The organism is Pseudolactococcus raffinolactis NBRC 100932 (assembly GCF_001591765.1).
Lineage (GTDB): Bacteria > Bacillota > Bacilli > Lactobacillales > Streptococcaceae > Pseudolactococcus > Pseudolactococcus raffinolactis.
The window spans coordinates 96,676-121,705 of sequence record NZ_BCVN01000003.1 but is presented as its reverse complement, the minus strand read 5'-3'; the positions used below and the strand labels follow the sequence as shown (position 1 = coordinate 121,705).

22 protein-coding genes and 4 pseudogenes are annotated in these 25,030 nt (G+C 37.9%); 4 read left to right on the top strand and 22 right to left on the bottom strand.

Annotated elements, in window-relative coordinates; genetic code table 11:
* Positions 1-106: 106 nt before the first annotated feature.
* Positions 107-829 (bottom strand): putative PEP-binding protein, encoded by a 723-nt coding sequence (locus LRA01S_RS02410; RefSeq protein WP_061774050.1) that lies wholly within the window; start codon positions 827-829, stop codon positions 107-109.
* Here LRA01S_RS02410 and LRA01S_RS02405 point away from each other — a divergent pair.
* Positions 808-1,380 carry a kinase/pyrophosphorylase gene (locus tag LRA01S_RS02405; protein WP_061774049.1) on the top strand — a complete coding sequence of 191 codons (573 nt, stop codon included), beginning with the start codon at positions 808-810 and terminating at the stop codon, positions 1,378-1,380. The genes LRA01S_RS02410 and LRA01S_RS02405 overlap by 22 nt on opposite strands.
* A 72-nt stretch (positions 1,381-1,452) precedes the next feature.
* On the opposite strand, the gene LRA01S_RS02400 is transcribed toward LRA01S_RS02405, so the two are convergent.
* A complete protein-coding gene (locus LRA01S_RS02400; protein WP_061774048.1) occupies positions 1,453-2,202 on the bottom strand; it encodes a DeoR/GlpR family DNA-binding transcription regulator in 750 nt (249 codons plus the stop codon).
* Positions 2,203-2,455: 253 nt separating this feature from the next.
* On the opposite strand from LRA01S_RS02400, the pseudogene LRA01S_RS02395 reads away from it, so the two are divergent.
* From LRA01S_RS02395 to LRA01S_RS02385, 3 genes and pseudogenes are all read left to right on the top strand, one after another.
* Positions 2,456-2,803 (top strand): annotated as a pseudogene (locus LRA01S_RS02395) (PTS lactose/cellobiose transporter subunit IIA).
* A 13-nt stretch (positions 2,804-2,816) separates the two neighbouring features.
* Positions 2,817-3,125 (top strand): PTS sugar transporter subunit IIB, encoded by a 309-nt coding sequence (locus LRA01S_RS02390; RefSeq protein WP_061774047.1) that lies wholly within the window; start codon positions 2,817-2,819, stop codon positions 3,123-3,125.
* An 88-nt stretch (positions 3,126-3,213) separates the two neighbouring features.
* Positions 3,214-4,515: a PTS sugar transporter subunit IIC gene (locus LRA01S_RS02385; protein ID WP_061774046.1), complete on the top strand. Its 1,302-nt coding sequence runs from the start codon at positions 3,214-3,216 to the stop codon at positions 4,513-4,515.
* 62 nt (positions 4,516-4,577) lie between these two features.
* Here the strand turns inward: LRA01S_RS02385 and LRA01S_RS02380 are convergent, their stop codons facing one another.
* From LRA01S_RS02380 to LRA01S_RS02290, 20 genes and pseudogenes are all read right to left on the bottom strand, one after another.
* Positions 4,578-5,579, bottom strand: a complete 1,002-nt coding sequence (locus LRA01S_RS02380; RefSeq protein WP_061774045.1) for an L-lactate dehydrogenase — start codon at positions 5,577-5,579, stop codon at positions 4,578-4,580.
* On the bottom strand, positions 5,576-6,763 hold the full coding sequence (locus LRA01S_RS02375; RefSeq protein ID WP_061774044.1) for a MalY/PatB family protein: 1,188 nt from the start codon (positions 6,761-6,763) through the stop codon (positions 5,576-5,578). The genes LRA01S_RS02380 and LRA01S_RS02375 overlap by 4 nt, the downstream gene beginning before the upstream one ends.
* 6 nt (positions 6,764-6,769) lie before the next feature.
* Entirely contained in the window at positions 6,770-7,510 is a 741-nt protein-coding gene (locus LRA01S_RS02370) for a M24 family metallopeptidase (protein ID WP_239519156.1), read from the bottom strand.
* 15 nt (positions 7,511-7,525) lie between these two features.
* Entirely contained in the window at positions 7,526-7,840 is a 315-nt protein-coding gene (locus LRA01S_RS11255) for an aminopeptidase P family N-terminal domain-containing protein (RefSeq protein WP_239519157.1), read from the bottom strand.
* A gap of 147 nt (positions 7,841-7,987) precedes the next feature.
* A pseudogene (locus tag LRA01S_RS02365) lies at positions 7,988-9,336 on the bottom strand (PTS sugar transporter subunit IIC).
* 21 nt (positions 9,337-9,357) lie between these two features.
* Positions 9,358-9,696 carry a PTS sugar transporter subunit IIB gene (locus LRA01S_RS02360; protein ID WP_061774043.1) on the bottom strand — a complete coding sequence of 113 codons (339 nt, stop codon included), beginning with the start codon at positions 9,694-9,696 and terminating at the stop codon, positions 9,358-9,360.
* An 81-nt stretch (positions 9,697-9,777) separates the two neighbouring features.
* Complete coding sequence (locus LRA01S_RS02355) at positions 9,778-10,113, bottom strand: PTS lactose/cellobiose transporter subunit IIA (protein ID WP_061774042.1); 336 nt, start codon at positions 10,111-10,113, stop codon at positions 9,778-9,780.
* A 14-nt stretch (positions 10,114-10,127) separates the two neighbouring features.
* Entirely contained in the window at positions 10,128-11,168 is a 1,041-nt protein-coding gene (gene ypdE, locus LRA01S_RS02350; protein WP_061774041.1) for an aminopeptidase, read from the bottom strand.
* A 22-nt stretch (positions 11,169-11,190) separates the two neighbouring features.
* Entirely contained in the window at positions 11,191-11,631 is a 441-nt protein-coding gene (locus tag LRA01S_RS02345; RefSeq protein ID WP_061774040.1) for a PTS sugar transporter subunit IIA, read from the bottom strand.
* Between the two features lie 39 nt (positions 11,632-11,670).
* Positions 11,671-13,167 carry a BglG family transcription antiterminator gene (locus LRA01S_RS02340; RefSeq protein ID WP_082785354.1) on the bottom strand — a complete coding sequence of 499 codons (1,497 nt, stop codon included), beginning with the start codon at positions 13,165-13,167 and terminating at the stop codon, positions 11,671-11,673.
* 219 nt (positions 13,168-13,386) lie between these two features.
* A pseudogene (locus LRA01S_RS02335) lies at positions 13,387-14,164 on the bottom strand (glycyl-radical enzyme activating protein).
* A gap of 151 nt (positions 14,165-14,315) precedes the next feature.
* A complete protein-coding gene (locus LRA01S_RS02330; protein WP_061774038.1) occupies positions 14,316-15,620 on the bottom strand; it encodes an FAD-binding oxidoreductase in 1,305 nt (434 codons plus the stop codon).
* Positions 15,620-16,417, bottom strand: coding sequence for an HAD family hydrolase (locus LRA01S_RS02325; RefSeq protein WP_061774037.1), 798 nt, complete (start codon positions 16,415-16,417; stop codon positions 15,620-15,622). The genes LRA01S_RS02330 and LRA01S_RS02325 overlap by 1 nt, the downstream gene beginning before the upstream one ends.
* Positions 16,418-16,448: 31 nt before the next feature.
* On the bottom strand, positions 16,449-16,982 hold the full coding sequence (locus tag LRA01S_RS02320; protein WP_061774036.1) for a hypothetical protein: 534 nt from the start codon (positions 16,980-16,982) through the stop codon (positions 16,449-16,451).
* Positions 16,983-17,062: 80 nt separating this feature from the next.
* Positions 17,063-18,853 (bottom strand): annotated as a pseudogene (gene spxB / locus LRA01S_RS02315) (pyruvate oxidase).
* Between the two features lie 248 nt (positions 18,854-19,101).
* Positions 19,102-20,529 carry a PTS sugar transporter subunit IIC gene (locus tag LRA01S_RS02310; RefSeq protein WP_061774035.1) on the bottom strand — a complete coding sequence of 476 codons (1,428 nt, stop codon included), beginning with the start codon at positions 20,527-20,529 and terminating at the stop codon, positions 19,102-19,104.
* Between the two features lie 65 nt (positions 20,530-20,594).
* Positions 20,595-20,912 carry a PTS lactose/cellobiose transporter subunit IIA gene (locus tag LRA01S_RS02305; protein WP_061774034.1) on the bottom strand — a complete coding sequence of 106 codons (318 nt, stop codon included), beginning with the start codon at positions 20,910-20,912 and terminating at the stop codon, positions 20,595-20,597.
* A 258-nt stretch (positions 20,913-21,170) separates the two neighbouring features.
* Positions 21,171-22,160 (bottom strand): phospho-N-acetylmuramoyl-pentapeptide-transferase, encoded by a 990-nt coding sequence (gene mraY / locus LRA01S_RS02300; RefSeq protein WP_061774056.1) that lies wholly within the window; start codon positions 22,158-22,160, stop codon positions 21,171-21,173.
* A 144-nt stretch (positions 22,161-22,304) separates the two neighbouring features.
* Positions 22,305-24,608, bottom strand: coding sequence for a penicillin-binding protein (locus LRA01S_RS02295; protein ID WP_061774033.1), 2,304 nt, complete (start codon positions 24,606-24,608; stop codon positions 22,305-22,307).
* Positions 24,609-24,989 (bottom strand): cell division protein FtsL, encoded by a 381-nt coding sequence (locus LRA01S_RS02290; protein WP_061774032.1) that lies wholly within the window; start codon positions 24,987-24,989, stop codon positions 24,609-24,611. It lies immediately after the preceding gene.
* Between the last annotated feature and the right edge of the window lie 41 nt (positions 24,990-25,030).

Below are 25,030 nucleotides of genomic sequence, written 5' to 3'. Positions count from 1 at the left end.
GTCTTATTTATTATATTTATCGATACTCCCCAATTTTACCTTAGATTTAATTAATTAACTATAATTCTTTAGTTTTTCAACATCACGCGCAATCATTAACTCCTCATCAGTTGGGATAACAACTTCCCACACCCCGCACATCCAAAGTTTGAAAAGGACCGTAGGAGAGCAGCTTTTTATCCAGATATTCTCCAATAAACTTGGCCGCATCATCACGGGAAAAACCATAGGTCATCTGTGTTAAATCATTGGTGCCAAAACTTGCGAAATCAGCCTCAGTTGCGATCTCATCAGCTGTCACACAGGCTCTTGGTATCTCAATCATTGTACCGATCTGACAATGCCAATCATTGCCTGACTTCGTGATAACTTCAGCAATCGCTGCTTTAACTTGCTTTTTTACGTCAGCTAACTTTGCTACCTCAGCTACCAAAGGAATCATAATTTCAGCATTTGCAGTGATTCCTTCTTCCTGTTTTAAAGCAATCACACTCTCAGTAATCGCTTGAGCCTGCAACCGATATATTTCCGGAAAAGTGACAGCTAATCTACACCCACGATGACCTAGCATTGGATTAACTTCGCTCAAGCTTTCAATTCTTTGCTTAATTTCGGTTACGGACAAGTTTAGCTCAGTAGCTAAAATCTCAATTTCTTTAACCGAATGCGGTAAAAATTCATGCAAAGGAGGATCCAATAACCGAACAGTGACAGGTTTGTCCCGCACCAAATTAAAGATTGCTTTAAAGTCTTCTTTTTGAATAGCTTTGAGTGTTGCCAAAGCCTTTGCACGAGAATTTTCTTCTGATGATAATATCAGTTTTCTCATATTTAAGATCCGCGTCTCACCAAAGAACATTAAATCAAACCTATTTCAATCGTGTCGCAGCTATTGAATTTGCTGTCCGTTATGACGATGGTAAAGACCCTCGAGGTTTCAAAGATGCTGATCTCGTATTGCTAGGCATTTCACGCACTTCCAAGACACCTCTAAGTATGTATCTGGCCAATCATAATCTAAAAGTCGCAAATCTTCCACTGTTGCCAGAGATTCCTGTTCCAAAAGAAATTTATGATGTGCCAAAAAATAAATTGATTGGCCTCACGACAACGATTAGTAAACTTACGGATATCCGTAACAATCGCTTACAAGCTTTAGGGTTACCAGAAGGTTCAAACTACGCTTCAATCGCACGAATTCAAGGAGAAATCAATTATGCTAACACGATTTTTGAAGTTTTAGAATGTCCTGTTATTAACGTTGATAATCGCTCTATTGAGGAAATTGCTATGTTAATTCAAAAAAAAATTAGGTCATCATCTTCCGCTTCATTCTTTTCTATTCCAGATATCCAAATGGAAGTGTGCTTAATTACCTGATACTATTTTATTTTGCTAATATAAAAAATCACCTTGATTTTCTAATCAAGGTGATTTTTCTTCTACGCATCTTTAAACAATGACTAGCTTCAGGTCTTTAGCATATTTTTTGAAATGATTTTTACTTTTGGCTGTCAAGCCGCTGTCAGTATAAATACAATCAATTTCATCAAGGTTAAACTCGGAAACCATACCTTGCGTGTCAAATTTGCTAGAGTCTGTCAAAATAACTAGTTCCTTAGCCGATTGTGCGAGCATTCGGCATGTATCGCGTCTAGCAAAATCATTGCAAGTAAAGCCACGTTTTTCATCAAAGCCATCAATACCGATAAAAAATTTGTCAACATAAAAATTCTTGGCAACTTCTCCAACCATTGGTCCAACATTGACCTGTGAATCTTTTTGATATTCACCACCTAATAAAATGACCTTTACATTATCCGATTTTCGGATATATTGGGCAACAAAACAAGAGTTCGTGATAATCGTAATATCGTTTCGATTGAAAGCTAGTTCTTCTGCAAGTAGTGTGCAAGTTGACCCTGATTCAATCATAATCGTTTCGCCATCTTTAACACTCTCTGCTGCTTTGAGTGCTATTTTTCGTTTCAAATCATAATGTTTAGATAGACGAAAATTGATGTCATCTTCATTGTTAATGACAGCAAATCCATGTTGGCGAACTAAAATGCCACGCTCTTCGAGTTTATCCAAATCTTTTCTAATGGTTACTCTTGAAACGTTTAATTTCTGAGCTAATTGATTCACTTCAACCTTCTTTTTTTCACTCACAATCGTGATGATATCATCTATTCTAGTCATTATTTATCCTTATTCCTTATCATTACTTTCGTTCGAAATCTTCCGTACCTACAATATAGCATATTTTTTAAATAGATACAAAACTTCTTGTTCCATCATTTTGCACAAATGTGCATTTTATAAAAAAGTATCACAGCCTACTTGTAAGCGTTTTTGCAAAATGATATTATTTTCTTAAGAAATACTATTTTTATCGTTTGAAATCTTATTTTATTTCAAACGATAATTTCAAAATTTTTTAAAGGAGAACTAAATGAAAGTAATTCAAGCAGATCAAATTATCATGGGATTGATTATCCATGCAGGAGATGCCAAATCCCATATTTATATGGCTTTAGAGCATGCCAAAAAAGGTGAACTAGTCATTAGTGAAGGTGAAATACAATTAGCAGAAACTGCTCTAAATGAAGCTCATAATATCCAAAGCTCCTGGTTAGCACAGGAAGCACGGGGCTAAGGGACTGGTTTGAGCGCCTTATTCGTTCATGCACAGGATCATTTGATGACAACAATTACAGAAATCAACTTGATAAAAGAAGTCATTGAAACAAGGCAAGAACTTAATGAACTCAAAAAACTAATGAATATAAGTGTCATTTAAAGGAGATTTTATCATGATTAAAGTAAGACTATTTTGTGCAGCTGGTTTTTCAACTGGTATGTTAGTCAATAACATTAAAGCTGCTGCTGAAAAACGGGGAGTCGCATTGGACATTGAAGCCTGTGCTCAAAATGCGATTGAAAAAGAAATCAATGGGATTGATGTGGCTTTGTTAGGGCCACAAGTTGGCTATACACTAGCTAAATCAAAAGCAATTTGTGATGCACAAGGTGTCAAGATTGATGTGATTCCAATGGCTGACTATGGGATGCTTGATGGCGAAAAAGTACTAGATTTAGCCTTAAATTTGGTAGCAAACTAAATTTAAGTTATGAAAAAATGACAAACGATTAACCATAAAAATCAAGTATCTATTGATTTAAGTTGATAAAAATAATGAGGATATAGCCATGGCTAAAAAATTTGACACATCAAAAATTATTGAACCAATTATGCGTTTCGTCAATATGAAAGGCGTAATTGCACTTAAAGATGGCATGCTTGCCATTCTCCCCTTAACTGTTATCGGTAGTGTGTTTCTAATCATTGGACAAATCCCATCAGAAGCGATTAACACTGCCATTGCTGGTGTTTTTGGCAAAAGTTGGACTGAGCCTTTCATGCAAGTCCATGCAGGCACTTTCGCTATTATGGGTTTAATTGCTTGTTTTTCAATCGGCTACGCTTATGCAAAAAATGAAAGGATTGAACCTTTGCCATCTGGTGTCTTATCAGTTGCTGCTTTTTTCATCACCCTGCGTTCAAGCTTTACAACACCAGACGGTGAAACCGTTGATGCCCTTGCTAGAGTTTGGTTTGGTGGTCAAGGGATTGTCGGTGCGATTATTATTGGGTTAAGCGTTGGTGCCATTTATTCATTCTTCATTAAAAATAATATTGTCATCAAAATGCCGAAACAAGTCCCTGATGCGATTTCAAAACAATTTGCAGCCATGATTCCTGCTTTTGCTATCTTTTTATTGTCAATGATTGTCTACATCGTGGCAAAAGCCGCATCTGGTGGTACTTTCATCGAATGGATTTACAGCGTGATCCAAGTGCCACTTCAAGGATTATCTGATACTCTACCTGGTGTCATTGGCATCGCCTTCTTCATCTCATTTCTCTGGTGGTTTGGGGTGCATGGTCAGTCTGTTGTCAATGGTATCGTCACCTCAATCTTGACTGCTAATGCCATTGAAAATAGTAACTTGTTAATCAAACATGGCGAGCTAACTTATGAAAATGGGGCGCATATCGTGACGCAACAATTTTTGGACAGCTTCCTCGTTTTATCTGGTTCAGGTATTACTTTTGGGTTAGTTATTGCCATGCTTTTTGCAGCGAAGTCTCAACAATACAAGGCATTAGGTAAGGTAGCCGCCTTCCCAACTATTTTTAATGTCAATGAACCTGTCACTTTCGGTTTTCCAATCGTCATGAATCCCTTAATGTTTGTACCATTTATCCTCGTTCCTATTTTATCAGCTGTTATCGTCTATGGAGCTATTGCGATTGGTTTCATGTCACCTTTCTCAGGGGTGATGTTGCCTTGGAGCACACCGCTTTTAATCTCTGGTTTAATGGTTGGTGGTATCAAAGGTTTATTGGTTCAGCTTATTATACTGGTCATCTCAACTGTTATATACTTCCCATTCTTCAAAATGCAAGATAATATTGCTTATAAAAATGAACAAGCATTAGAGGCTTAAAATTTCAATAATAAAAAATCTCGATACATTAAAATCTGTATCGAGATTTTTATATGAATTCATCATTCAACCAGTAAGGCTAGCTCATCTGTTAACTCTAATGCCAAAATATTTGCTTGCAAAATTTCTGCAGATTTTTGAAAAGCTGCTAATTCTGACTCATTTAAATCAATTTCAATAATTTGGCTGATACCTTGACGGTTTAATCGGACAGGCGCACCGATATATACTCCATCAATACCATATTCACCGGTTAAGTAAACTGAAACGGGTAAGATTCTGTTATTCTCACTTAAAATGGTTTCCGTGATCATGACCAAACATGAGGCGATACCATATGAAGTATTGCCTTTGTCTGCAAAAATATCCACACCTATTTTTCTAACATACTCTTCCAATTCTTGAAATAGTTGTTGATAACAATCATATGACGTATATTTTTCTAACCAAACCAAAATCGGTATACTGACTATCGTCAAATGAGACCAGTTTATAAATCCTGAGTTGCCATGTTCTCCAAGTATAAACCCTTTAATATCATTTGGGTTAACCCTTAACTTATTTGCGATTAAAGCATGTAACCGTATTGTATCCAAAAGAGTTCCAGTGCCAATTACTCGACTTGTTAGCAGGCCAGAGACGCGCTGTACGACTTGTGTCAAAGCGTCTACTGGATTACTCACCACAAGGATGACACCATCAAAGCCGTTCCTCATAATATCAGTTGTAATTTGTGTCATCATACGTACATTTTGCTGAAGCAGACCTAACCGATCCTTATCCTCACCAAATTTGGCCTGTGGTGCATTGGCTGTAATCACGACAAGATCTGCTTCTTTAACATCACTATAATCTGCGATATAGACACTTTGATGGCAAGATTTGGTAAAGGGTAAAGTATGGCACAAGTCTTCAACATCTGCTGCTACTTTCTTTTGACTCGGGTCAATGATGCCAATGCTAACAGAGATATTTTCTCGTAATAGGGTGTAGGCAAAAGTCGAGCCAACTGCACCATCACCAATGATGATTATATTGTCTGCTTTATTTTTAGTTTTACTCATAGTTTCTCCAATTGGTCATAAACCTCTTTCATCCGATTTAATACTTCCTGTAACATTTTTTGGGTGATTGCAAGATTTAAGCGAACGAATCCTTCACCGTTTTGAACGAAATAACTTCCAGGAACTGTGGTCAATCGCGCCTGTTTGAAAAATGCTGTCATGTCTGCTTCATCATTGAAAAAATCAGAGACATCTAGCCAAGCCAAGAAAGAAGAATCAGCCTTCATTACCTTTATTTTAGGCAGATTTTTTGCCATAAAGTCATAGAAAATCTCAAAATTTCTTTTCATATAAACTGTCAATTCATCCAACCACTGCTCACCATGTTGATAGGCTGCAATCATGGCAGGAACAGCAAAAACATGAGGGGAGGTAATCGCATTCTTACTTAATTGTTGATACAAAGTTTCTCTAATCTTTTCATTTGGAATCACAACATAGGAAACCTTCAGACCACCTAGATTAAAAGCTTTATTCGGCGAAAGACAAAGAATACATTTTTGTGTAATCTCAGGGTGAACCTTGAAGATACTTGAGAACTTTTCACGTTCAAATAGAATATCTCGATGAATTTCATCACAAACAAGCAAAACGTCATATTCTAAACATAGGTCAACAACTTTCTTCAATTCTGCTGATGACCATACACGGCCTGAAGGATTTTGTGGACTACAGAAGATGAAAACTTTTACAGATTTAGTTTGCATCTGCTTCTCTATATCTTCAAAATCTAAGAAATAACGATGATCTTTGAGCACTAAAGGACTGCAACAAAGTTGGCGATGATTTGTTTCAATCGCTTCAGCAAATGGCGCATAGGCTGGTGTATTAATTAAAACACTTTCATTTTCATTAGTAAAAGCTTGTACAATGTAATGTAGTGTTGATACCGTCCCAAAAGTCAGGCGAATCCATTCTTTTTTTAGATCAAGATCAAAACGACGTTTATTCCAGTCAATCACAGCCTCGTAAAAATCATCTGTTACTGACGTATAGCTATACTCGCCCATTTCAGCACGTGCAATCATCGCTTCTCTTATCTCTGGTAGACATTCAAAATCAATATCTGCCAAATCCAAAGGAATAGCATCTTCCCCTAGATGGAATTTCTCCTTAATAATTTTCGGACTCCATTTTCGACAATTTGTCTGTTTCCGATCTCTTTCTTTATCAAAATCATACATAGTCGTTTACCCCTCTATTACTAGCAAGTTTTTAGTAGATTTATTAAGCGGTGTTTCCACACTATCTAGCAATGCCACATCATCTTCAATTCTGACTCCCCCTAAGTTTGGCACATAAATCCCTGGTTCACAACTCATGACCATGTTATTAGTAAGTATCATATTACTCCTTGGATTTAAAATCGGAAAATCTCCTCCACGACCAATACCATGACCTAACCCGTGTGAGAAATACTCGCCATAGCCTGCCTGTTCAATGACACGACGAGCCGCAGCATCGACCTCTTGCCCAGTCTTATCTATATTAATACTCGCAATACCAGTTAACTGTGCAGCAAGTACTGTTTCATAAATCTTTTTCATTTCAGATGTCGCTGAGCCTAGGACGATCGTTCTGGTCATGTCTGACTGATAATCATCTAATGTGACACCAAAATCAATCATCACAAATTCTCCCGACTGCATTACTTTCCCTGTTGGCCGGCCATGTGGATAAGCTGTCCGATTACCACTGGTGATAATACTATCAAAAGCCATGTTACTTGCCCCTTTGTTCAAGCAAAGATAAGTAATTAAAGCTGAGAGTTCATATTCCTTCATACCAACATGTATTTTGGGTAAAATTTCAGTGAATACTTCATCTGTCAAGGCACAAGCTGCTTTAATTTTATCAATTTCACAAGGCAACTTGATACTGCGAATTTCTGCTAGTTCATTTTCCCATAACGAAATATTCAATGGGTGCATTTTCAATTCATCATATTAACTAATAGTCAGTGCTGAGCTCTCTATCGCCAAGTGAATCAGACCTTGCTCACGTAGGGTCGAAACAAGTCCCGTTATATAGCTACCTTTGGAAACAACCTTGATTTGGAAGCCAGAGGTTGTTTCTATTGCTTCACCCTCATAACGGCCATCTAAAATCAGCCATGCATGGTCATGTAAAATTAATAAATAAACACCACTGCCACTCAATGCACCAAAATATTTTTTGTTTACATTCGAATGTACCAATACAGCTTCTAAATTACTTTTTGCTAACAGATGTCTGACTTTTTCAATCCCTATTTCATTCATTTCTCAATGCCTTTCTGATCTGACACTTCGATTAAACTGGATCACTCGCAAACAGAGTCCAATTTAGTCTTTTTATAAAGGCTACCTCTAAAAAATTTTTTTAGAGGTAGCCTAACGTCTTTAAATTAATTCGTGCTTTTGATTTTTTTAGAAATCCAATTCTAATCCTGCTAAAATATCCAAATCTTCATCTGCAACAATATCCTCAATAGCTTTGTTAGTTTTTTCAGATTCTTGACTTAATTCTTCACGTTCCATAATTTTAAAGAATGGCCAATAAATAGCGATGGCTAAGACGAGCTGAAGGGCGCAAACTAAAATCGTACGCCAGTCTCCATTGGTCAAAAAGCCTTCCAAGAAAACACCAACGTAAGGCGGATCAAAAACTGGTTTCTTGAGCCAACCCCAGTGCATGAAAAACATTGGTAATGTACCGATGATTGCTCCCCCGAATACATGAGGAATAAACATGACTGGATTTAGAATGATGGGTGCACCAAATAGAATTGGCTCATTGATCCCAAACAATGCTGGGAACAAGGCTACTTTACCAATTTTTTTATACCGGATACTTTTAGATAACATACAAGCAACGATACAACCTATACTGATACCACAACCTGTAAAACCAAAGAAGGCACTACTTGTACCAGCTGTATAGAAATGAGGTAGTGCTTGTCCCGCTTGTAGTGCGGCATATTTTCAGCGATAAAGGCAACACGAATTGGACCTGTAATTGGGCTGAAAACTGATGTATGAATCCCAAAGAAGAAAATCAAACACATCATAAAATGTAGAACCAATACTGCCCAAGGGTTATCCATACTTCCGACAAGTGGTGCTAAAATCTTGGTTAAAATCGTAGGTGGTAACTCACCAATCGTTGCCATTAGGACAAAGCGCAGAACGATAAAGGTGCCACCAACAATCAAAGTAACCGGAATCAGTTCAAATGATCGAGAAACAAAATCAGGAACGCCTTCTGGCATGTTAATAGTGATATTTTTTTCTTTACAGAAATGATATAATTCAACCGTTAATAAGGCACAAACCATAGAAGTGAACAAGCCCTTAGCGCCTAAACTTGCAATTTGTAGATTGCCCTCTTCACCAAAAGTTGCGACCATAAATAAGAAGGCAAAGGTTGATAGTGTAATACACCCGGGAATATATAATTTATAGTGATTCCCTAGATTATAGGAAATCGCCATACAAGAGTACAAGCCAATCATGCCAATTGATAACGTAACAGGCAGGTTAACTATTTCATCATTGTTCAAGATAAATTGGCTGATTGCATTGTTTTGGCCTAACATATTGGGGAGTGCTGGCAAAATTGCAAAGAAACTTCCTAAAATAGTAAAGGGTGTCATTGCAACCATACCAGCCTTAATCGCACTCAAATGAGGCTGATTGTCAACTTTATGCGCAATCGGTAGAAAGATCCGATTCATCATGGCTTCAAATCGAGAGAATAATCCAGCATTACTAGTCATTTTGTTTACCTCATTTTTCTATTAAGTACCTTGCTGCAACTGATGTTTTTTGTGTGTAATCAAAGCTAATTTCATCACAGTTGCGCCATCCATTTGGCCATATACATCCTTATTAATAACGGCATAAGGTATATTTCGAGGTTTTAAAATTGACGCAATAAACTCAACTTTATGCGTAATTTGTGGTCCAACAAGCACCACATCCCAGCCATCCACTTGATCATCTAAAGAATCTGCAGGTATTGCAGTAAAATCAAAGTCTTCTACATTCATTTTGGCACTTGCTTGTATGACTTTTTTCATATTTTGCATTAACATGTTCGTTGAAAAACCACCTGCACAACATAATAAAATTTTCATTTTTACTTCTCCTTTTGAACTTCTATAAAAATGTATAACCTAAGTTTGTGTTTCAAACTACTTATAGTAGTAAACTTATCCTTAATTTAAAGTATCGTTAACTTTTGAAAACAAATGGTCAAAGACCTCAACAAGTTCCTCAATTAAGTCTCTAGCAAGTTGACTTGTCATATAGTGATCCTGCGCATGCACCATCAGCATGCCAACCACCGATTCTCCTTCCTGGCTCATTTCTTGCTGAATCCATTGTGTCTGCATATTGTGCGCTTCTAAATCCAAGTGCCGTGATTCTTTAATTAACTCTCTTGCTTTATTGAATTCTTTTGTTTTCACGCATTTCAAGGCTTCAAAGGCTTTTGCTTTATTTTCGCCTGAACTGGAAATAATTTTGACAATTGCTAATTCATTTTCATTCATTTTCTTTTCCCCTATTAAATAAAATTTTGCACACGTTGAAAAACGTCTATATCAAAATTGATTAATATTTCTTGATATAAGTTAATCATTTGTTCGATATCTTTGATATTAACAATTGAATAAGCGCAATGGCCATATCGAACGGGTACGATATTAACGATTGTCGGCTTTCCTTCATTGACCAAATGTGCTTCTCCACCATCTGTACCACCCGTTTTGAACATATCTAGTTGGAGAGGAATCGAAGCGTTTTTAGCGCTTTCCTTCACATAAAGTTGTAAATTTCTATTTGGTAATAAGGTACGATCATAGTGTGTTAAAATCGGACCTTTACCAATTTGGCGTTGATTGGTATCATCACGTACAAATTCATTGCTAAATGTCGCAACATCTATGACCAATACAATATCTGGATTCATCTTTTGAACTGCTGTTTTGGCACCGTGAATCCCAACTTCTTCACTACTGGTTCCAACCAAATGCAAAGTATAATCTAAACTTACACCGTCTAATTTCTTCAGTAATTCACCGATAATAAAGCAACCTAAACGATCATCAAATGCTTTTCCTGCGTAGATATGTTCAACTGCAAATTTTTCAAATTCTGTCGCATAAGTGACCATGTCTCCGACATCAATGCCTAAATCAAAAACTTCTTGTGCTGTTGTTGCACCGATATCACAATATAGGCCATCTGTTATACCATCTTGATAAGTGCCATTAATGACACCACTGATTTTTTCACCCTTCAAAGTTGTAATTCGAACCTTTTGTAAATGTTGGGCCAAGGGCTTGACACCTCCAACTACCATGAGCCGAATTAGACCTAAATCACTAACACTGCGTACCATGAATCCAACTTCATCCATATGGGCACAGATCATAATACTTTTATCCGATTTTCCTTTTTTGGTGAAGATAATGCTTCCTAGACCATCTGTCTCAACGCTTGAACATTTCCCTTCAAGTTCTTGCAACATGACTTCACGAACTTCCTGTTCATTACTAGCAATTGCATCGGCGTTAGATAGTTTTTCTAAAAACTCAATGTTCATCTTTGATTTCTTCTTTCTATCATTATTTATTATTACCAACGATACAGTTGACAAATGCTGCATGATCTTTTGCATCTAAAAGCTCACCATATCGTTTAGGATCGTTCACCACATCATTAAACCATTCGAAAAACATGTTCATATAGTTCCTGTCTGCCTTACTAATCGCAATTAAGAGCACCAATCGAATTTCAAATTCTCCCCACATAAGTGGCTGCCTTAGCTGCATCACTGATAGACAGGAGACATTTGCCATAACCTTTAAACTATGTGGCATGGCAAATCCATAAGCAAAGGAAGTAGCTGAAAAAAATTCTCTTTTAAAGACATCAGCCTTAAATTCTTCTGGTGTATAGCCTTTTTCATATAGAGCATCTAGCATAAATGATAAAATATGTTCGACTGTTTCAAATTTAGAGACTTGATTGATATAAAACACATCTGGCCGAATTAAGTCACCCACCTTTTCTTCAAATATATCATGAAGCTTTTGATGGTCTAATTACGTCAGTGCATCAATGACTAGACTCTCATCAGAGTGAGTGACAAACAACGTCAATTGAACTGTCAAGATATTTAAGGAATGCGAAAGGGGAAGTGACGTCAAAATTAAATCTGGGTTCAAATCTTGAACAAGACTTTCTTCGAAATAACTTAGATGCGCAATTAGCGCGATATCTCCCTTAAATCGTGATTCAAGCTTGGCAACAAACTGACTATTACTACCTTTTTCGTCTGGATGGATGATAACAGTTCGATACTTGCTATCATTTCTACTTGTATCATAAGAAGCACCCAGATGAATCGCTAAGAAAGCGATTTCATTTTCGCAGATAGTAAAGTGCATTTTCTCTTCAATAATCTCACCTAATCTAACTGCCATATCAAAGATCAAAGGATAATGACGTTTCAACTCTTGTCGGTAAGGATTTTGAACTGCAAGTTGATTTTTCTGACGGTTGATTAAGCCTCTCAAATGTCTTTCAAGTCCACTTTTCAAATGTTCATCTTTATAAAAATTGATATCATATTGAGAAGCAAGTACTGTCAAGATTTCAGTTACAAGCGACTTAATTGATTGATCATCAGTATATGCTACATTTAACTTGCTAAAATTAGCATTTCGGTTGCCAAGTAAAATTGCCAGTAAAACAATCTCTTCCTTTTTAAGCTCGATAGGTAGACTCTGAGAAATTTGTTTATAAAAATTTTCAGCAATTTGATACTCAACACTATTTTGTAATTCAGCATCGTGATAAGGTAAACTCACAAAATTTCGATTTAGCATGCGTTCAATGCCGATACCAATATGAAGCATCATCATTGGAATATCAATTTCTCGAACCCGATAGTGGTAATGACGACAGACACCATCAAACTTTGACTTAATTGTCATCAAATCAAGTTTTGAAAAAAGTGTTGAAATCGTCGTTAGGTTAAGGAAATTACCTTTTGTTTCCTTAGATAAAAGAGTTTTATAAAGATGACGCTTTTCATCCTCTATTCCTTTTAACGAAAGAATATTTTTTGACCGTAGCAACTTGAGGGAAGGATAATCAAGCAAAAATTGGCGAACCTTTTTCAAATCGTTCTCAAGCGTTGACTCACTAATAAAAACTTGCTGTTGAAAACTTATCAGGTTTATTTCTTTTTTACTCACTAGCAAGTGCTTCAATAAAAATAAAGCACGTTCATTAGCGGTTTGTGGTATAGCCATTGACAACGGTGTTTCAATAGTTTTAGCAGTCATTTCTCCTTTAGATAAACGATAGCCTTCTCTTCGATTAGATTGGATCAAATTGAAACCATAAAAATCATTAATCTTTCCAACATCTGAACGTATCGTTCTATCAGAAACAGACATCAGATAAGCCAATTCTTTTCCTGTTAGCCAGGAACCATCCTTTTCAAGATAATCAATTATTTTTTCCTGCCTTTTCGTTAACATTTTCTCCTCACCCCTTTCTATATTATAATTATAACCAATTATTTTTATCATTTAAAGCAATACTCTTTCCTAACTGTTAGGAAGTGTTCACTTTTTTGACTTATTTTACTTCAGTATTTCACACTTCATTTTTTAGTTTGATGACACGATAATCCTAATATAGCCATTAATTTAACTTTCTACGCTATCATATGGTTTACCTTTTGAAAATAAAAAACTAGCCTACTCAATACTGCACTAGCAAGATTTAAGTAGCCTAGTTTTATTAGGTTATCGAATCACACAAGCAACGCCAGCAGTAGAAAAGACCTGTTGATAATCAATCAAGTCTTCGCTGTGTAGTTGTTTGACATCTTTAAGCTGATAGGGGCGATCTAAATAATCATATTTTTTCTCACCAAATTGATAAAAAGGAAGTACTTCGATTGCTGTCACGCCAACTTCATTGAACAATTTTGCAAAAGCTTGCGCATCCTCTAAACTATCATTATATTCAGGAATGACTGGGATACGCACGGTTAAATTAGGATGCGTCTTAACAGCAATTTTTAAATTTTCAAGAATTAATTCATTGCCAACTGCAATGCCAGCTCTATGCTTTTGCGTATCATAATGTTTAATATCCAGATAAAGATTATCTACCCACGCAATAAAAGATTTGAAAACCTCTGGTTTAGCATATCCTGTCGTTTCGCAGGCTGTATGAATCCCCTTTTCTTTTAAAGCTTTCAATAGCTCTGTCGCAAAAACAGCTTGAAAAAGTGGCTCCCCTCCAGATAATGTGACCCCACCATCTGACTCTAAATAAAAGGGTTCATCTTTCATAACCTCTATCATAATCTCATCAATTGTCTTGTATTCTCCAACAATCTCTGGTCGCTTGGTTAAATTATCATACATTTCCTCTGGTAGTCCTGACTGTGATTCAGGATTAGAACACCAAAAACAACGTAGAGGACAACCTTTAAAGAAGACAACACTCCTAATTACCTGGTCCATCATGAATACTAAAATGTTGGATATTAAAAATACATGCTTGTTCTGTCATCATAACCTCACTATTTATTAAATGGTAACGTAATCATTTCCTTATCATAAGTATACCATCATTTCATACGTAAGTAAATATTTATCATATGAAACAAAAAATAAATTTTTAAAAAATGCCTCTGCCATAAAAACAGAAACATTTTTAGTTGTCACAAATCAAAAATCTTCCCCGGATTCAAGATATTTTCCGGATCAAAAGCACGTTTAATCGCCTTCATAGCTACCAACTCACTGGTCCCAGTGTATTTTTGGAAAAAAGGCTTCTTGAGCAGACCAATACCATGTTCTGCTGAAGGCTTGCCACCGACTTGGGCCACATAAGCATAGAGAACATCCAGATAGGCTTCAAGTTTTTCCGTCCATTCCTCATCCGTCAAATCGTTTTTGATAATGTTGGCATGGATATTACCATCGCCTGCATGACCGAAAAAGATAGCCGATAAATTCGCTTCTATTGCCATTTGCTTCAGCGCTATAATCGTTGGTGCTATTTTATTTACGGGAACAACCACATCCAGTGGTTCTTGGATACTTTCAAGTTCTACTGAGGAGACGATTGCCCCTCGGAGTTGCCAGACAGCGTTACGCGTCTGCTCATCTGTCAAAATCAGTGACTCGTCGCTCAGACTTGCTAGATAGCTCAGCTCATCTTCTAGTTGCTGTTCCGCATTGCCATCTAAGGTTATGAGCAGGAAAGCCTGACCCGAAATGTCAGGAAAGGCTACTTGTAAAGCGCGCTCTGAATAAGCCATGCTGTCTCGCTCGAAAAATTCCAGAGTAGCTGGCATTAGACCTGATGCTAGGATTTCAAAAACTTTGGGTGAGAGCTGCGTCAAGTTCTCAAAACCTAATAAAACATCTCGACTGAATTTCGGTTTGGGCTGAATTTTCAGTTCAAGTTCTGTGATGACACCCAGAGTACCTTCACTACCGATGAAAATATCTTTGAGATCATAGCCTGAACTATCCTTACGGTTGATAGAACCAACCCGAAGCTCACGACCATCTGCCAAAATCACACGCATGGCCCGGATATTATCCCGTGTTACCCCATATTTGACTGCTCGCATCCCACCAGCGTTTGTCGCTGCATTTCCACCAATACTGGCTTCCTTACTCCCTGGGTCCGGTGCATAAAAATAGGGTGTATCAACCAAGTACTCTGAAATTTCTGCAATCGTGACACCTGCTTCCACTGTTAGTGTCATTGTCTCAATATCTAGTTTAATAATGCGATTCAGTTTTTCTAGACTCATTAAGACTTGATGGTCATCAGGGAAAGTCGCACCTGATAGGCCTGTATGTCCTCCTATCGTGATTAATTTCTGCTGATTTTTTCGAACATCCAGCATGATCGCCACTACCTCTTCTTGCGATGTTGGAAAATAAATCGCAGTAGCTTGACCAATTTCTCCTGTTACACGATTAGTCAAATAATTTTCTGAAATCTCCATTAAATCCCCTCTTTCTCAAGCAAGTCAACAACTTCTGTCAAGCTTTTCACTGTATAGTCTGGACGTGCTACCTCACTTTGAGGCGTATCCTTGCGATTTAACCAGACAGACTTCATGCCCACTGCATTTGCACCCAAGATATCTGTAAATAACTGATCTCCAACCATGAGACTTGTCGCTATATCCGCTTGGGCACGAGATAAGGCAAAGTTAAAAAAGTCTGGCGCCGGTTTCCCCTGACCGAAATCTCCAGAGATGATGATTTTCTTGAAATATTTTTTAAGTTTTGGTGCTTTCTCTAACTTCAACTTCTGTAAAGAAGGCGAACCATTAGTCAAAAGAACTAGTTGAAACCGTTCATATAAGGCTTCTAAGCTGGCATAGGTATCCATATAAGGCACTGAATTTTCAGTTCTGACGACGATGAACATTAAACTGATGAGTTTGGCCAATCGATTATCTGAAATGCCAACATCTGCCAAGGCCATAGACCAAACTTGCTGACGATAAGCCTTGACTATCTCTGCTAACTCAGGAAATCTTAAAGTACGATCCGTAAAGTCGCCCCATAAGGCTTCAAAGGGACTAATCCCAATCTGCACTGTAAAATCATAGATTGCATAAGTGTCAAACAGTGTTACAGCTCTATTTCTTAGAGCTGCCTCAAATGCTTCCGCCTTGATACGTGGATATTTACTAACTAAAAAAGCGGTCGTTCGATCAATCGCTGTTTGAACTGCCAGTTCATCAGACAATAAGGTATCATCCAAATCGAAAAAAATTGTTTTGATTGTCATCTTATCATCCTCCGTGAGCTAGCACTCAGTTTTATAGTTCTACGACGTCTTTTACGCTACCATCCACATCAACAAAATAGCGCTTCATGTTTCCTAAATCATAATACACATCAATCAAATCGTCTCTCAAAAATGGGACAGGATTACGGCGGAGTGGCTGACTTTTGAAAATGTAGTCTACTCCATTAATTTTACCTGTACATGTTAGTCTTGATAACCTACTATTATTAACGTTGAGTGCTGTCGCCTGAAAATCAACGAACTTAGCTGTGATTTTTGTTCCTTGTTCTATCAACCGTTGATTTTTATTATTTTGATAGTAAGGATAACCGATAAGGTACAGTCCTATCAAAAGTAAAATGAAGCCAACTCCACCAAAAGCAGCTAGGAAAATTAGGCGAAAGTTACGGACAGCTGATACACTTTCTGTATAGACACCATTGATCTCAACACCAGTCATGGGAACAAGTTGCATCACAACTGCCACAACCATAAAGATAAAACCGATTAGCAATGGAATTAATCCAATCCACCAAGTTTGATAAATAAAACTTTTCTTCTTCATACTATCCTCCTTTCTAGATGCAAATAAAAATAACCTCATTGTTGCCAACGAGATTATTATATCATAAACTTATCATATTATCAGAACCCACCCAAATCAACTGCCTTGTATTCAGGTTCAATACCTTCTGCTTTCAAATAGTCAGTTAGTGGTACTAAGCTTTCAGCTTCATAGCGTTCACGGTAAGCAGTAATTGCTGCTTGATCATGAATTTTTTCATCCAAGATAAGGGCTTCGACTGGAATCGGTCTGTCACCTGAGATTTTGGCATCAATCAAAACGGTTTCACCTTTAGCAATATCCGCTAATGCTGCATCAAAGACAGATTTTGCGTCATCTATACTTGTTAAGGTATAACCTTTTGCGCCCATGCCTTGTGCTATTTTAGCAAAATCTACTCCCATGAATTCAACGCCGATGTAGCCTGAGTTCGTCTCTTCTTGTTCATCTTTGATGAAGCCGAACTGATTGTTGCTGAAGACAATGTTGATAATCGGTAATTTGTACTGCACTTCTGTTGCTAGATCTTGCATGACCATGTTAAAGCCACCGTCACCTGCTAGATTCCAGACTTGACGGTCTGGGAAGTCGAGTTTGGCAGTCAAGGCACCTGGAATACCTATGCCCATGGTTGCAAAGAGATTAGATGTCCGCCACATTTGTTTTGGGTTGAGATGAAGATGTCGAACAGAAGTTTGTGTGACGTCACCCACATCAATTGAAAAGATCGCGTCATCTTCTGCGTGGGTGTTGATTTGGTGATAAACTTGATAAAGCTGCAAGTCACCTTCTGTTTTAGTTTCAAGTTTGTAGACGTAGTCGTTCCAGTTTTTGATGTTAGCAAGATTGGCACGCCACCAACCTGTTTCTGGTTTTTCTTTAACGAGTTTTGTCAATTCTCGAATAGCATCACCAGCATCACCTAGGATAGTTACATCATTATGGTTACGTTTGCCGAGGTTCGCAGGATTGATATCAATTTGGATAAAGTTCTTAACGTTTTCAAAGAGATTGGTAACTTCAGCAAATGGATAGTTATTGCCGACAAAGACAACTGTATCGGCGTTTGGGAAGGCTTCATTAGCAGGTTTAGTTGCGACACGATTGGCAGAGCCTAACAAGGCTTCAAAATTCGCATCAAATGCATCAAAATTGATGCCGGTCACTGCAACAGGCGCTTTGATCTTACGAGATAGATCGACCACATCTTAACCTGCCCCACGGGTGCCGATACCAGCATAGATAACCGTTTTCTCTGACTCGTCTAAAATCTTAACAGCTGCTTCGATATCTCCATAATGCAGGGTTGGTTTTGGAAACTTACGATAGGCATTAGCAGCAGAGTAAAAAGGTTTGGCTGGAATATCAAATGTCCCTAGATTGACTGGTAATTGAACAACAGCAACACCACTTTTAGCGTAGGCTTGGCGAATGGCTTCATCAATGACATGAGGGATTTGTTCTGCCGTTGTAATCGTCCGATTATAGACGGCAACATCTGCATAGATGGGATTTTCGTTCATTTCTTGGAAGGTATCCATGTTCATCCCATTTGTCGCAAACTGTCCAACAATCGCTAAAACAGGAACATGATTTTCACGCGCATCATATAAACCGTTGAGCAAATGTGTGCCACCAGGGCCAGCTGACCCAAAAGCAACTCCGATATGCCCTGTGTATTTAGCATGCATAGAAGCGGCTAGAGCACCGACTTCTTCATGACGAACTTGGATATAGTTAATTACATCTTTTTCGTGTAAGAGAGCATCCATCAAGGAATTGATGGAGCCACCAGGAATTCCATAGATATGTTTCACTCCCCATTCTTCTAAAACTTTGACTGCTGCAACACCTGCGTTAATTTTTTCCATTATCCCTACTCCTTTTTAAACGAGTGACTCGTCCATAAATTAATAACTGATCAATTAAACTCATCAGACAATCCAGTTAAAACGCTTATTTATTTTTCTACAGGTTCATTATACACCTTCTGATTTATGAGATAAAGAATAAGCTCCGAAAAGCGAAGTCTTTTCTAAAAAAGGATGATGACTATAATTTGGAAAAAAAATGAAAACTTCCTATTGCCAAGGCAATAGGAAGTTTAAACAAACTAGATTTAATCAACTTCTTTTGTCGCATTAGCGGCAAGGACAAACGGTGTCCAAATCGCAATGGCTGCTATGAAGCTGACAAGCGTTACGATTGGTGCACGCCAGTCATAACCAGTTGACATCAAACTATACAAGAACGGCGGAATAACCCACGGAGTTGCTACAACAACTGGATCTACTAAATTAGCTGCGGTCGCCAACCACCCAATGGTTACACCGACAATTGGTGATAAGATGAAAGGAATAAAGAAGATTGGATTCAATACAATTGGCAAACCAAACATAACTGGTTCATTGATATTGAAAACTGATGGTGCAATCCCTAATTTTGCTACCATACGATAATCCGCACGTTTTGAGAATACTAAAATTACAATTAAGAGTGTGATGGTACCTCCGACACCACCAAACCAAGCATAGGAATCAAATGAACCACGCACCCACATATAGGCATCGCCATTTCCTGCTTTAATGGCCTCTTTTACACCTGCCATGCCTGATCTGTCATATACGTTAGTATTTTTAAGTAAACCAACACCCCAAATACCTTCAAGTACAGGCGCCATAACATTTGAACCATGTAGACCGAAGAGCCACATTAATGAAACAAGGAAAGTCACCAAGATAATAGCACCCAAACTTTGTCCGATATGCAAGAATGGATCAGCAATTGTTTTTTGTACCCAGCTAATTAGAACATCACCATTTTTACCAAGTGTCAAACTAAAGATATAGTACATAATCGCTGTAGCATAAAGTGCAACGGCAGCAGGGATAATCGCTGTAAAAGCTTTAGCAACAGCCGGTGGCACACTATCAGGCATTTTAATTGTAATGTCTCTAATCATCAGTTTTGCGTAGATGATTGTGGCAAGGCCACCAACTACCATAATCACAAAGTAAGCGTTACCATCTAATTGACCAAGCTTTAACCAACCCCAACCGCCGACATTTAGAGCACCATCTGCATATGAAATACCTGTATCTGCAGATCCTACGTTAATTATTTTTGCTGCGGCAGCTGGAAGTTTCATAGCCGCTGAAGTTGAAAATGAAAATCCAACACCTTGAAGAAGCGCGGCAAGCGAAACAATACCACCAGCTAATTCATTGACTTGATACGCTCTAGCTAGATTATATCCCCATGAAAAGGCGAAAATAATTCCGACAACGGCAAGTGTACCACTCCACATAAAACCATTAACGGCAATGATTTGTTTGATAACAGGGATTGTGCTACCATCATAACCTTGGATAAATTTTGCGGGCATATCACGGACGATTGCGTTAAGCATAACTGCAATGGCGCCAGCCATTGTTGCAGGTAAGGTACCTATAAAGGCATCACGCAAGGCAACTAGGTGTTTTTGTCCACCAATTTTAGCTGCAAGTGGGACGAAGTACTTCTCCATCCAAGCTGTAATTACATTCATGAAAATCTCCTATTAGTATATTGAATCTATCTTAAACTACTGAAATAAGCTTAGATATAGAAACATCATTTTTTTGCGATAACCTTATATAATTCAATGATTTCTCTTGCAAGATCAACAAATGCAATACCTGTCATCAAGTGATCTTGTGCATGAACCATATAAATAGATACTGCTACTTCCTCACCATTTGCGGCCTTAGTCAATAATTCTGTTTGACCATGATGCGCCTCTACAATGGCTTTACTTGCTGCCTCAATACGTTCATCAGCTTTATCAAAATCACTTTCTTTAGCGGCACGAATCGCTTCAATTGCGGAAGATTTAGCTTCCCCTCCAAATATAATTAAGGGCATGATAACTGCCATTTGTTCATCGTTCATCAATTTCTCTTTTCTAATTTTTTATAAAGATATAATTATATCGAATGTAATGCGCATTACAAATCATTCTAACTCATCACTTTTAACAAGTCAATAGGTATAGACCAATTTCAAAAAATATATCTTTACGAGATATTTTTTGGTACAATCTATCTGAAAATTCGTTCTATTAATTAATAATTATCCTCTCAAAAATAACTATCTCTTGTTCAAACAGTAAAAATTTGATCAAAAAAAAGCTCCAAAAATGGAAGCCTCTTAATTTTGAAAAAAATAGATGACAAGCGCCAGAATTGAGCCAACTAATGAGATGCTCCAGAAGAAGAGATCAACACGCCACTCTGACCATGGTTTGCCATGCCCTGAAATCCCACCTAGTTCAAAATGATGATGCACTGGCGTCATCCGAAAGATACGTTTACCATGCGTGATTTTAAAGTAAGTTACTTGCATCATGACGCTGACCGTTTCAAAGACATAGACGATGCCAATCAAAAGCAAAGTCCACTCAACGTTTAAGATGATGGAAATAATCCCTAAGAGACCGCCTAGCGCTAAACTACCGACATCTCCCATAAAGATTTTAGCTGGTTTATGGTTGAAGATGAAGAATCCAAGTAAGCTACCAATAACAGCAACGATGAGAATCAGAACATCAAAACGGTTTTGGTGCACTGCAATTGCTGCATAAGCAAGAAGAGAAATCACGACTGAAATCGAAGCTAAACCATCAATCCCATCCGTCAGATTAACGGCATTTGAAAAGCCAACTAGCCAAAAGACTAGGAAGATGACAAAGAACACACCGAGATTCAATCGATAACCAAAAATATTCAAAAAGTTAGCTGATGTTTCATGGGTATAAACTAGATAGGCTACAATCCCTGTCGCGATTTGCGCCACTAATTTTTGCCAACTCGTCAACCCTTGATTGATTTGTTTAAAAATTTTCAAGAAGTCGTCCAAGAAACCAACAACTGCGTAAATGGCAAAGACAAACCAAATAACCATGAAAGCAGCTGTTAACTTGCCAAAAATAAAGGCAAATAGCAATGAGACGACTAGACTTACCACGACAAAAACAAAGCCACCCATGGTGGGGGTTCCAGCTTTTGCTGCATGTTGTTTGACATCTTCATGCATTTGTTGACCGCCAATTCTTGCTTTATGGTAAAAGCGAATAAAGGCAGGGATTGTGAGGACTGTGACGATAAAAGCCACAAGACCAGCAATAATAGAATTTAATATCATATTGATTTCCGTTAATTTCTAGAGCATCAGATAATGCGTTAGGCATCGATCGCGCTTGTCCTGATTTTGACACAAAACAAAAGGATTGGCATGAAAGGAGGTCTAATCATCCCATCTCTAGCATGTTCACATTTGTCACACTCAGTTGAGTGTCACCGTTAATTTTTGACCTTTTTTCAAGTTTGCATTCATCTTAATACTTTGTTCTGTTACTTTTCCAGTTTCAGCACCTTGATAAGTGACGGTTAAGCCAGCCCATTTAGCCAAGGTCTCAACATCTTCCTTAGACCAATCATAGATATCTGGCATATCAATATCCCCATCTGTCAATAATAAGACACGAGCATTAGCGCCTAGTTTAGTTCCTGCTTCAATCGATTGTTTGGTAATGACTGACCCACTACCGACAACGACTGGTTGTAAGATTTGTTGGCGCAAGAGATCCAAGGTATTACCAGGTTTTTCACCTTTGTAATCTTTCAAAGTAACTTTAGCTTCTTTGACATTATCACCGTTTGTTGGCATTGATGTCGCGTCAATCGTTGATTTAAGCTCATAAGCCCGCGCCAATAACGGATTAGCGATATCTGAAATGTAAGATAAGGTCCAATGTTGTGGGAGTGTCACAGTCATATAGAAAATGTAGTCTGGATTTTCTGAAGGAACCATGGCAACTGCCGAATAGAGATAAGATGTTTCCCCCTCATAGTAACCACCTGTAGTTTTGGCAACTTGAGCTGTACCTGTCTTGATAGAGACATCTTTACCATCCACTCGGAAGTAAGGTTGAGCATTTTTCCAGTCATAGGCGGTACCAAAAGTAACATCGGTACCAACATTGACCATATATTTAAGAACATCATCTGCCGTTGATTTTTCAATTGGTTTACCAATTACTTCTGGCTGACTCACGCGTTCTGTGGCTTGATCGATGTTGGCGATTTTAGAAATAAAATGCGGTTCTAACATTTTACCACCATTGGCAATAGCGGTGTAGCCTCGTATCATTTGAACTTCTGTCACACCAATCCCTTGGCCAAATGATGAATTGACCTGGGAAACGACATTTTCAGACGGTAGTGTTCCAAAACTTTCACCACCAACACCCATACGCGTTGGTACACCAAATTTGAAACGTCTTAAATAATCATCCCACGTTTTATCACCCATAGCCATTTGAAGCTTAGACATACCAACGTTTGAAGAATGAGAAAACCCTTGGGCAAAGGTCATCGCACGACCATTTTTAAATTCTTCAACATCCCAGTCATTGACGGGTGCATCGGCAACCATAATAGGCGCTGAAACATAGGTTGCATTTGGATTAAAAGTTTTAGTTTCAATCCCAGCTGCTAATGTAAAGAGTTTAAAAGTCGAGCCGGGCTCAAAAGCCGCTTGATAAAGCAGATTATTCTGACCAAAGAGATTTTCTTTGTCAGATTTTTTATCATCTTTAGGGCCAATGACGGTTTGTGTCGCAGGGTTAAAGGTTGGGCGTTGGGTTGTGGCTAAAATCTCTCCTGTATCAGCCTTGACGAGCGTTGCAACAATATTTTGAGCACCGGCATCTTTCACAGATGTCGTATCCATCAAGTTTTCTAAGTACTTCTGTAGAGTACCGTCTATCGTTGTGTAAACATCATCACCATCTTTAGCTGGCGTGACTGACTTGGCAACACCTTGTAAGGCTTGACCATTTTTATCTTTTTCCAGCGTTTCAACACCATTTTTTCCTGATAAAATGCCATTTAATGACGCTTCTAAACCAAATTGACCGATAAGCCCTTTGGTGTCATCATCACCATCTTTAAGACCTGCGAGTCCGATAAAGTTTGAAGCAAAATTATTATTGGGATAAGATCGTGCCAAATGAGAGGTAAAGCCGATTCCAGCAATCCCTTTTGCCTTGGCTTCATTTTCAATCTCTTCTTTTTTTGTAAATGAAATATGCTTGCCAGATGTGCCAAACTCAACTTGGCTCGCACCTTTACGTTGGAGTTGTTCTAGAGTATATTTTTCATCTATCCCTAATTTATCCTTGAAAAGCTGGGCAATGGCTGGAAAATCTTTCGGCGCAGCAAAGAGTTTCTTACCCTCCCCCGACACATAAGTCGTATCCAAGATCACATAAATAGAGTAATCACTAGAATCCATAGCAATCGGTGTGCCATTTCGATCAAAAATAGTACCACGTTTTGCATAAATCGTCGTTGTTTCAGAATAATTCGCTTTGGCACGTGTAGACAATTTCACACCATTGCTAGAGTCCGTGACGATAATCCAAGAAAATCTAACGATAAAAACCGTAAACACAAAGATAGCGAGAATCAAGATGTCCTGCGCAATCCGTTTACGGTTGGCTTGTGGGCTTAAATGCGTTTTAGCTGCACTTTTTGCTACTTTTCGAAAGGGAAAGAGTATCAGATTTTTTAAAAATTTTATCATTTATTTCGTTGCCTTTATCACATTGTCATTATTCATTTTCAATCCACTATCACTTGCTTGTTTTGCAACGCGATCATCTGTCATCAATTCATTGATTTGCTGATCATAAGCTTTGAGTTGGTCTTCTTTTGTTGTAACCTCTGCCTGAATCGTCAAGGTATTTTGCTCAACTTCAATAATTTTAGTTCGAACGAAGACCATGCCAATCGCAAGCACAATAGCCGTCACAATCACTGAAAGGTAAAATACTTTTTCAACATTTGAAAGTTTCTTAAATTTTCGCGTCAAAAGCTCTGGCGCAATTGAATCCGCAGAAATATTATAACTACCATTTTGATTGGCGGTTTTGATATCAAAATATTCTTTTGGTTTAGCTGCCATGATTTACCTTTCTACAATTTTCATTTTGCGAACCTAAGTAC

Coding starts and splice junctions, on each gene's coding strand:
- LRA01S_RS02405 (WP_061774049.1), top strand. CDS start 808: ATGATAATATCAGTTTTCTCATATTTAAGATCCGCGTCTCACCAAAGA.
- LRA01S_RS02410 (WP_061774050.1), bottom strand. CDS start 829: ATGAGAAAACTGATATTATCATCAGAAGAAAATTCTCGTGCAAAGGCT.
- LRA01S_RS02400 (WP_061774048.1), bottom strand. CDS start 2,202: ATGACTAGAATAGATGATATCATCACGATTGTGAGTGAAAAAAAGAAG.
- LRA01S_RS02390 (WP_061774047.1), top strand. CDS start 2,817: ATGATTAAAGTAAGACTATTTTGTGCAGCTGGTTTTTCAACTGGTATG.
- LRA01S_RS02385 (WP_061774046.1), top strand. CDS start 3,214: ATGGCTAAAAAATTTGACACATCAAAAATTATTGAACCAATTATGCGT.
- LRA01S_RS02380 (WP_061774045.1), bottom strand. CDS start 5,579: ATGAGTAAAACTAAAAATAAAGCAGACAATATAATCATCATTGGTGAT.
- LRA01S_RS02375 (WP_061774044.1), bottom strand. CDS start 6,763: ATGTATGATTTTGATAAAGAAAGAGATCGGAAACAGACAAATTGTCGA.
- LRA01S_RS02370 (WP_239519156.1), bottom strand. CDS start 7,510: ATGCACCCATTGAATATTTCGTTATGGGAAAATGAACTAGCAGAAATT.
- LRA01S_RS11255 (WP_239519157.1), bottom strand. CDS start 7,840: ATGAATGAAATAGGGATTGAAAAAGTCAGACATCTGTTAGCAAAAAGT.
- LRA01S_RS02360 (WP_061774043.1), bottom strand. CDS start 9,696: ATGAAAATTTTATTATGTTGTGCAGGTGGTTTTTCAACGAACATGTTA.
- LRA01S_RS02355 (WP_061774042.1), bottom strand. CDS start 10,113: ATGAATGAAAATGAATTAGCAATTGTCAAAATTATTTCCAGTTCAGGC.
- ypdE (WP_061774041.1), bottom strand. CDS start 11,168: ATGAACATTGAGTTTTTAGAAAAACTATCTAACGCCGATGCAATTGCT.
- LRA01S_RS02340 (WP_082785354.1), bottom strand. CDS start 13,167: ATGATAAAAATAATTGGTTATAATTATAATATAGAAAGGGGTGAGGAG.
- LRA01S_RS02330 (WP_061774038.1), bottom strand. CDS start 15,620: ATGGAGATTTCAGAAAATTATTTGACTAATCGTGTAACAGGAGAAATT.
- LRA01S_RS02325 (WP_061774037.1), bottom strand. CDS start 16,417: ATGACAATCAAAACAATTTTTTTCGATTTGGATGATACCTTATTGTCT.
- LRA01S_RS02320 (WP_061774036.1), bottom strand. CDS start 16,982: ATGAAGAAGAAAAGTTTTATTTATCAAACTTGGTGGATTGGATTAATT.
- LRA01S_RS02310 (WP_061774035.1), bottom strand. CDS start 20,529: ATGAATGTAATTACAGCTTGGATGGAGAAGTACTTCGTCCCACTTGCA.
- LRA01S_RS02305 (WP_061774034.1), bottom strand. CDS start 20,912: ATGAACGATGAACAAATGGCAGTTATCATGCCCTTAATTATATTTGGA.
- LRA01S_RS02295 (WP_061774033.1), bottom strand. CDS start 24,608: ATGATAAAATTTTTAAAAAATCTGATACTCTTTCCCTTTCGAAAAGTA.
- LRA01S_RS02290 (WP_061774032.1), bottom strand. CDS start 24,989: ATGGCAGCTAAACCAAAAGAATATTTTGATATCAAAACCGCCAATCAA.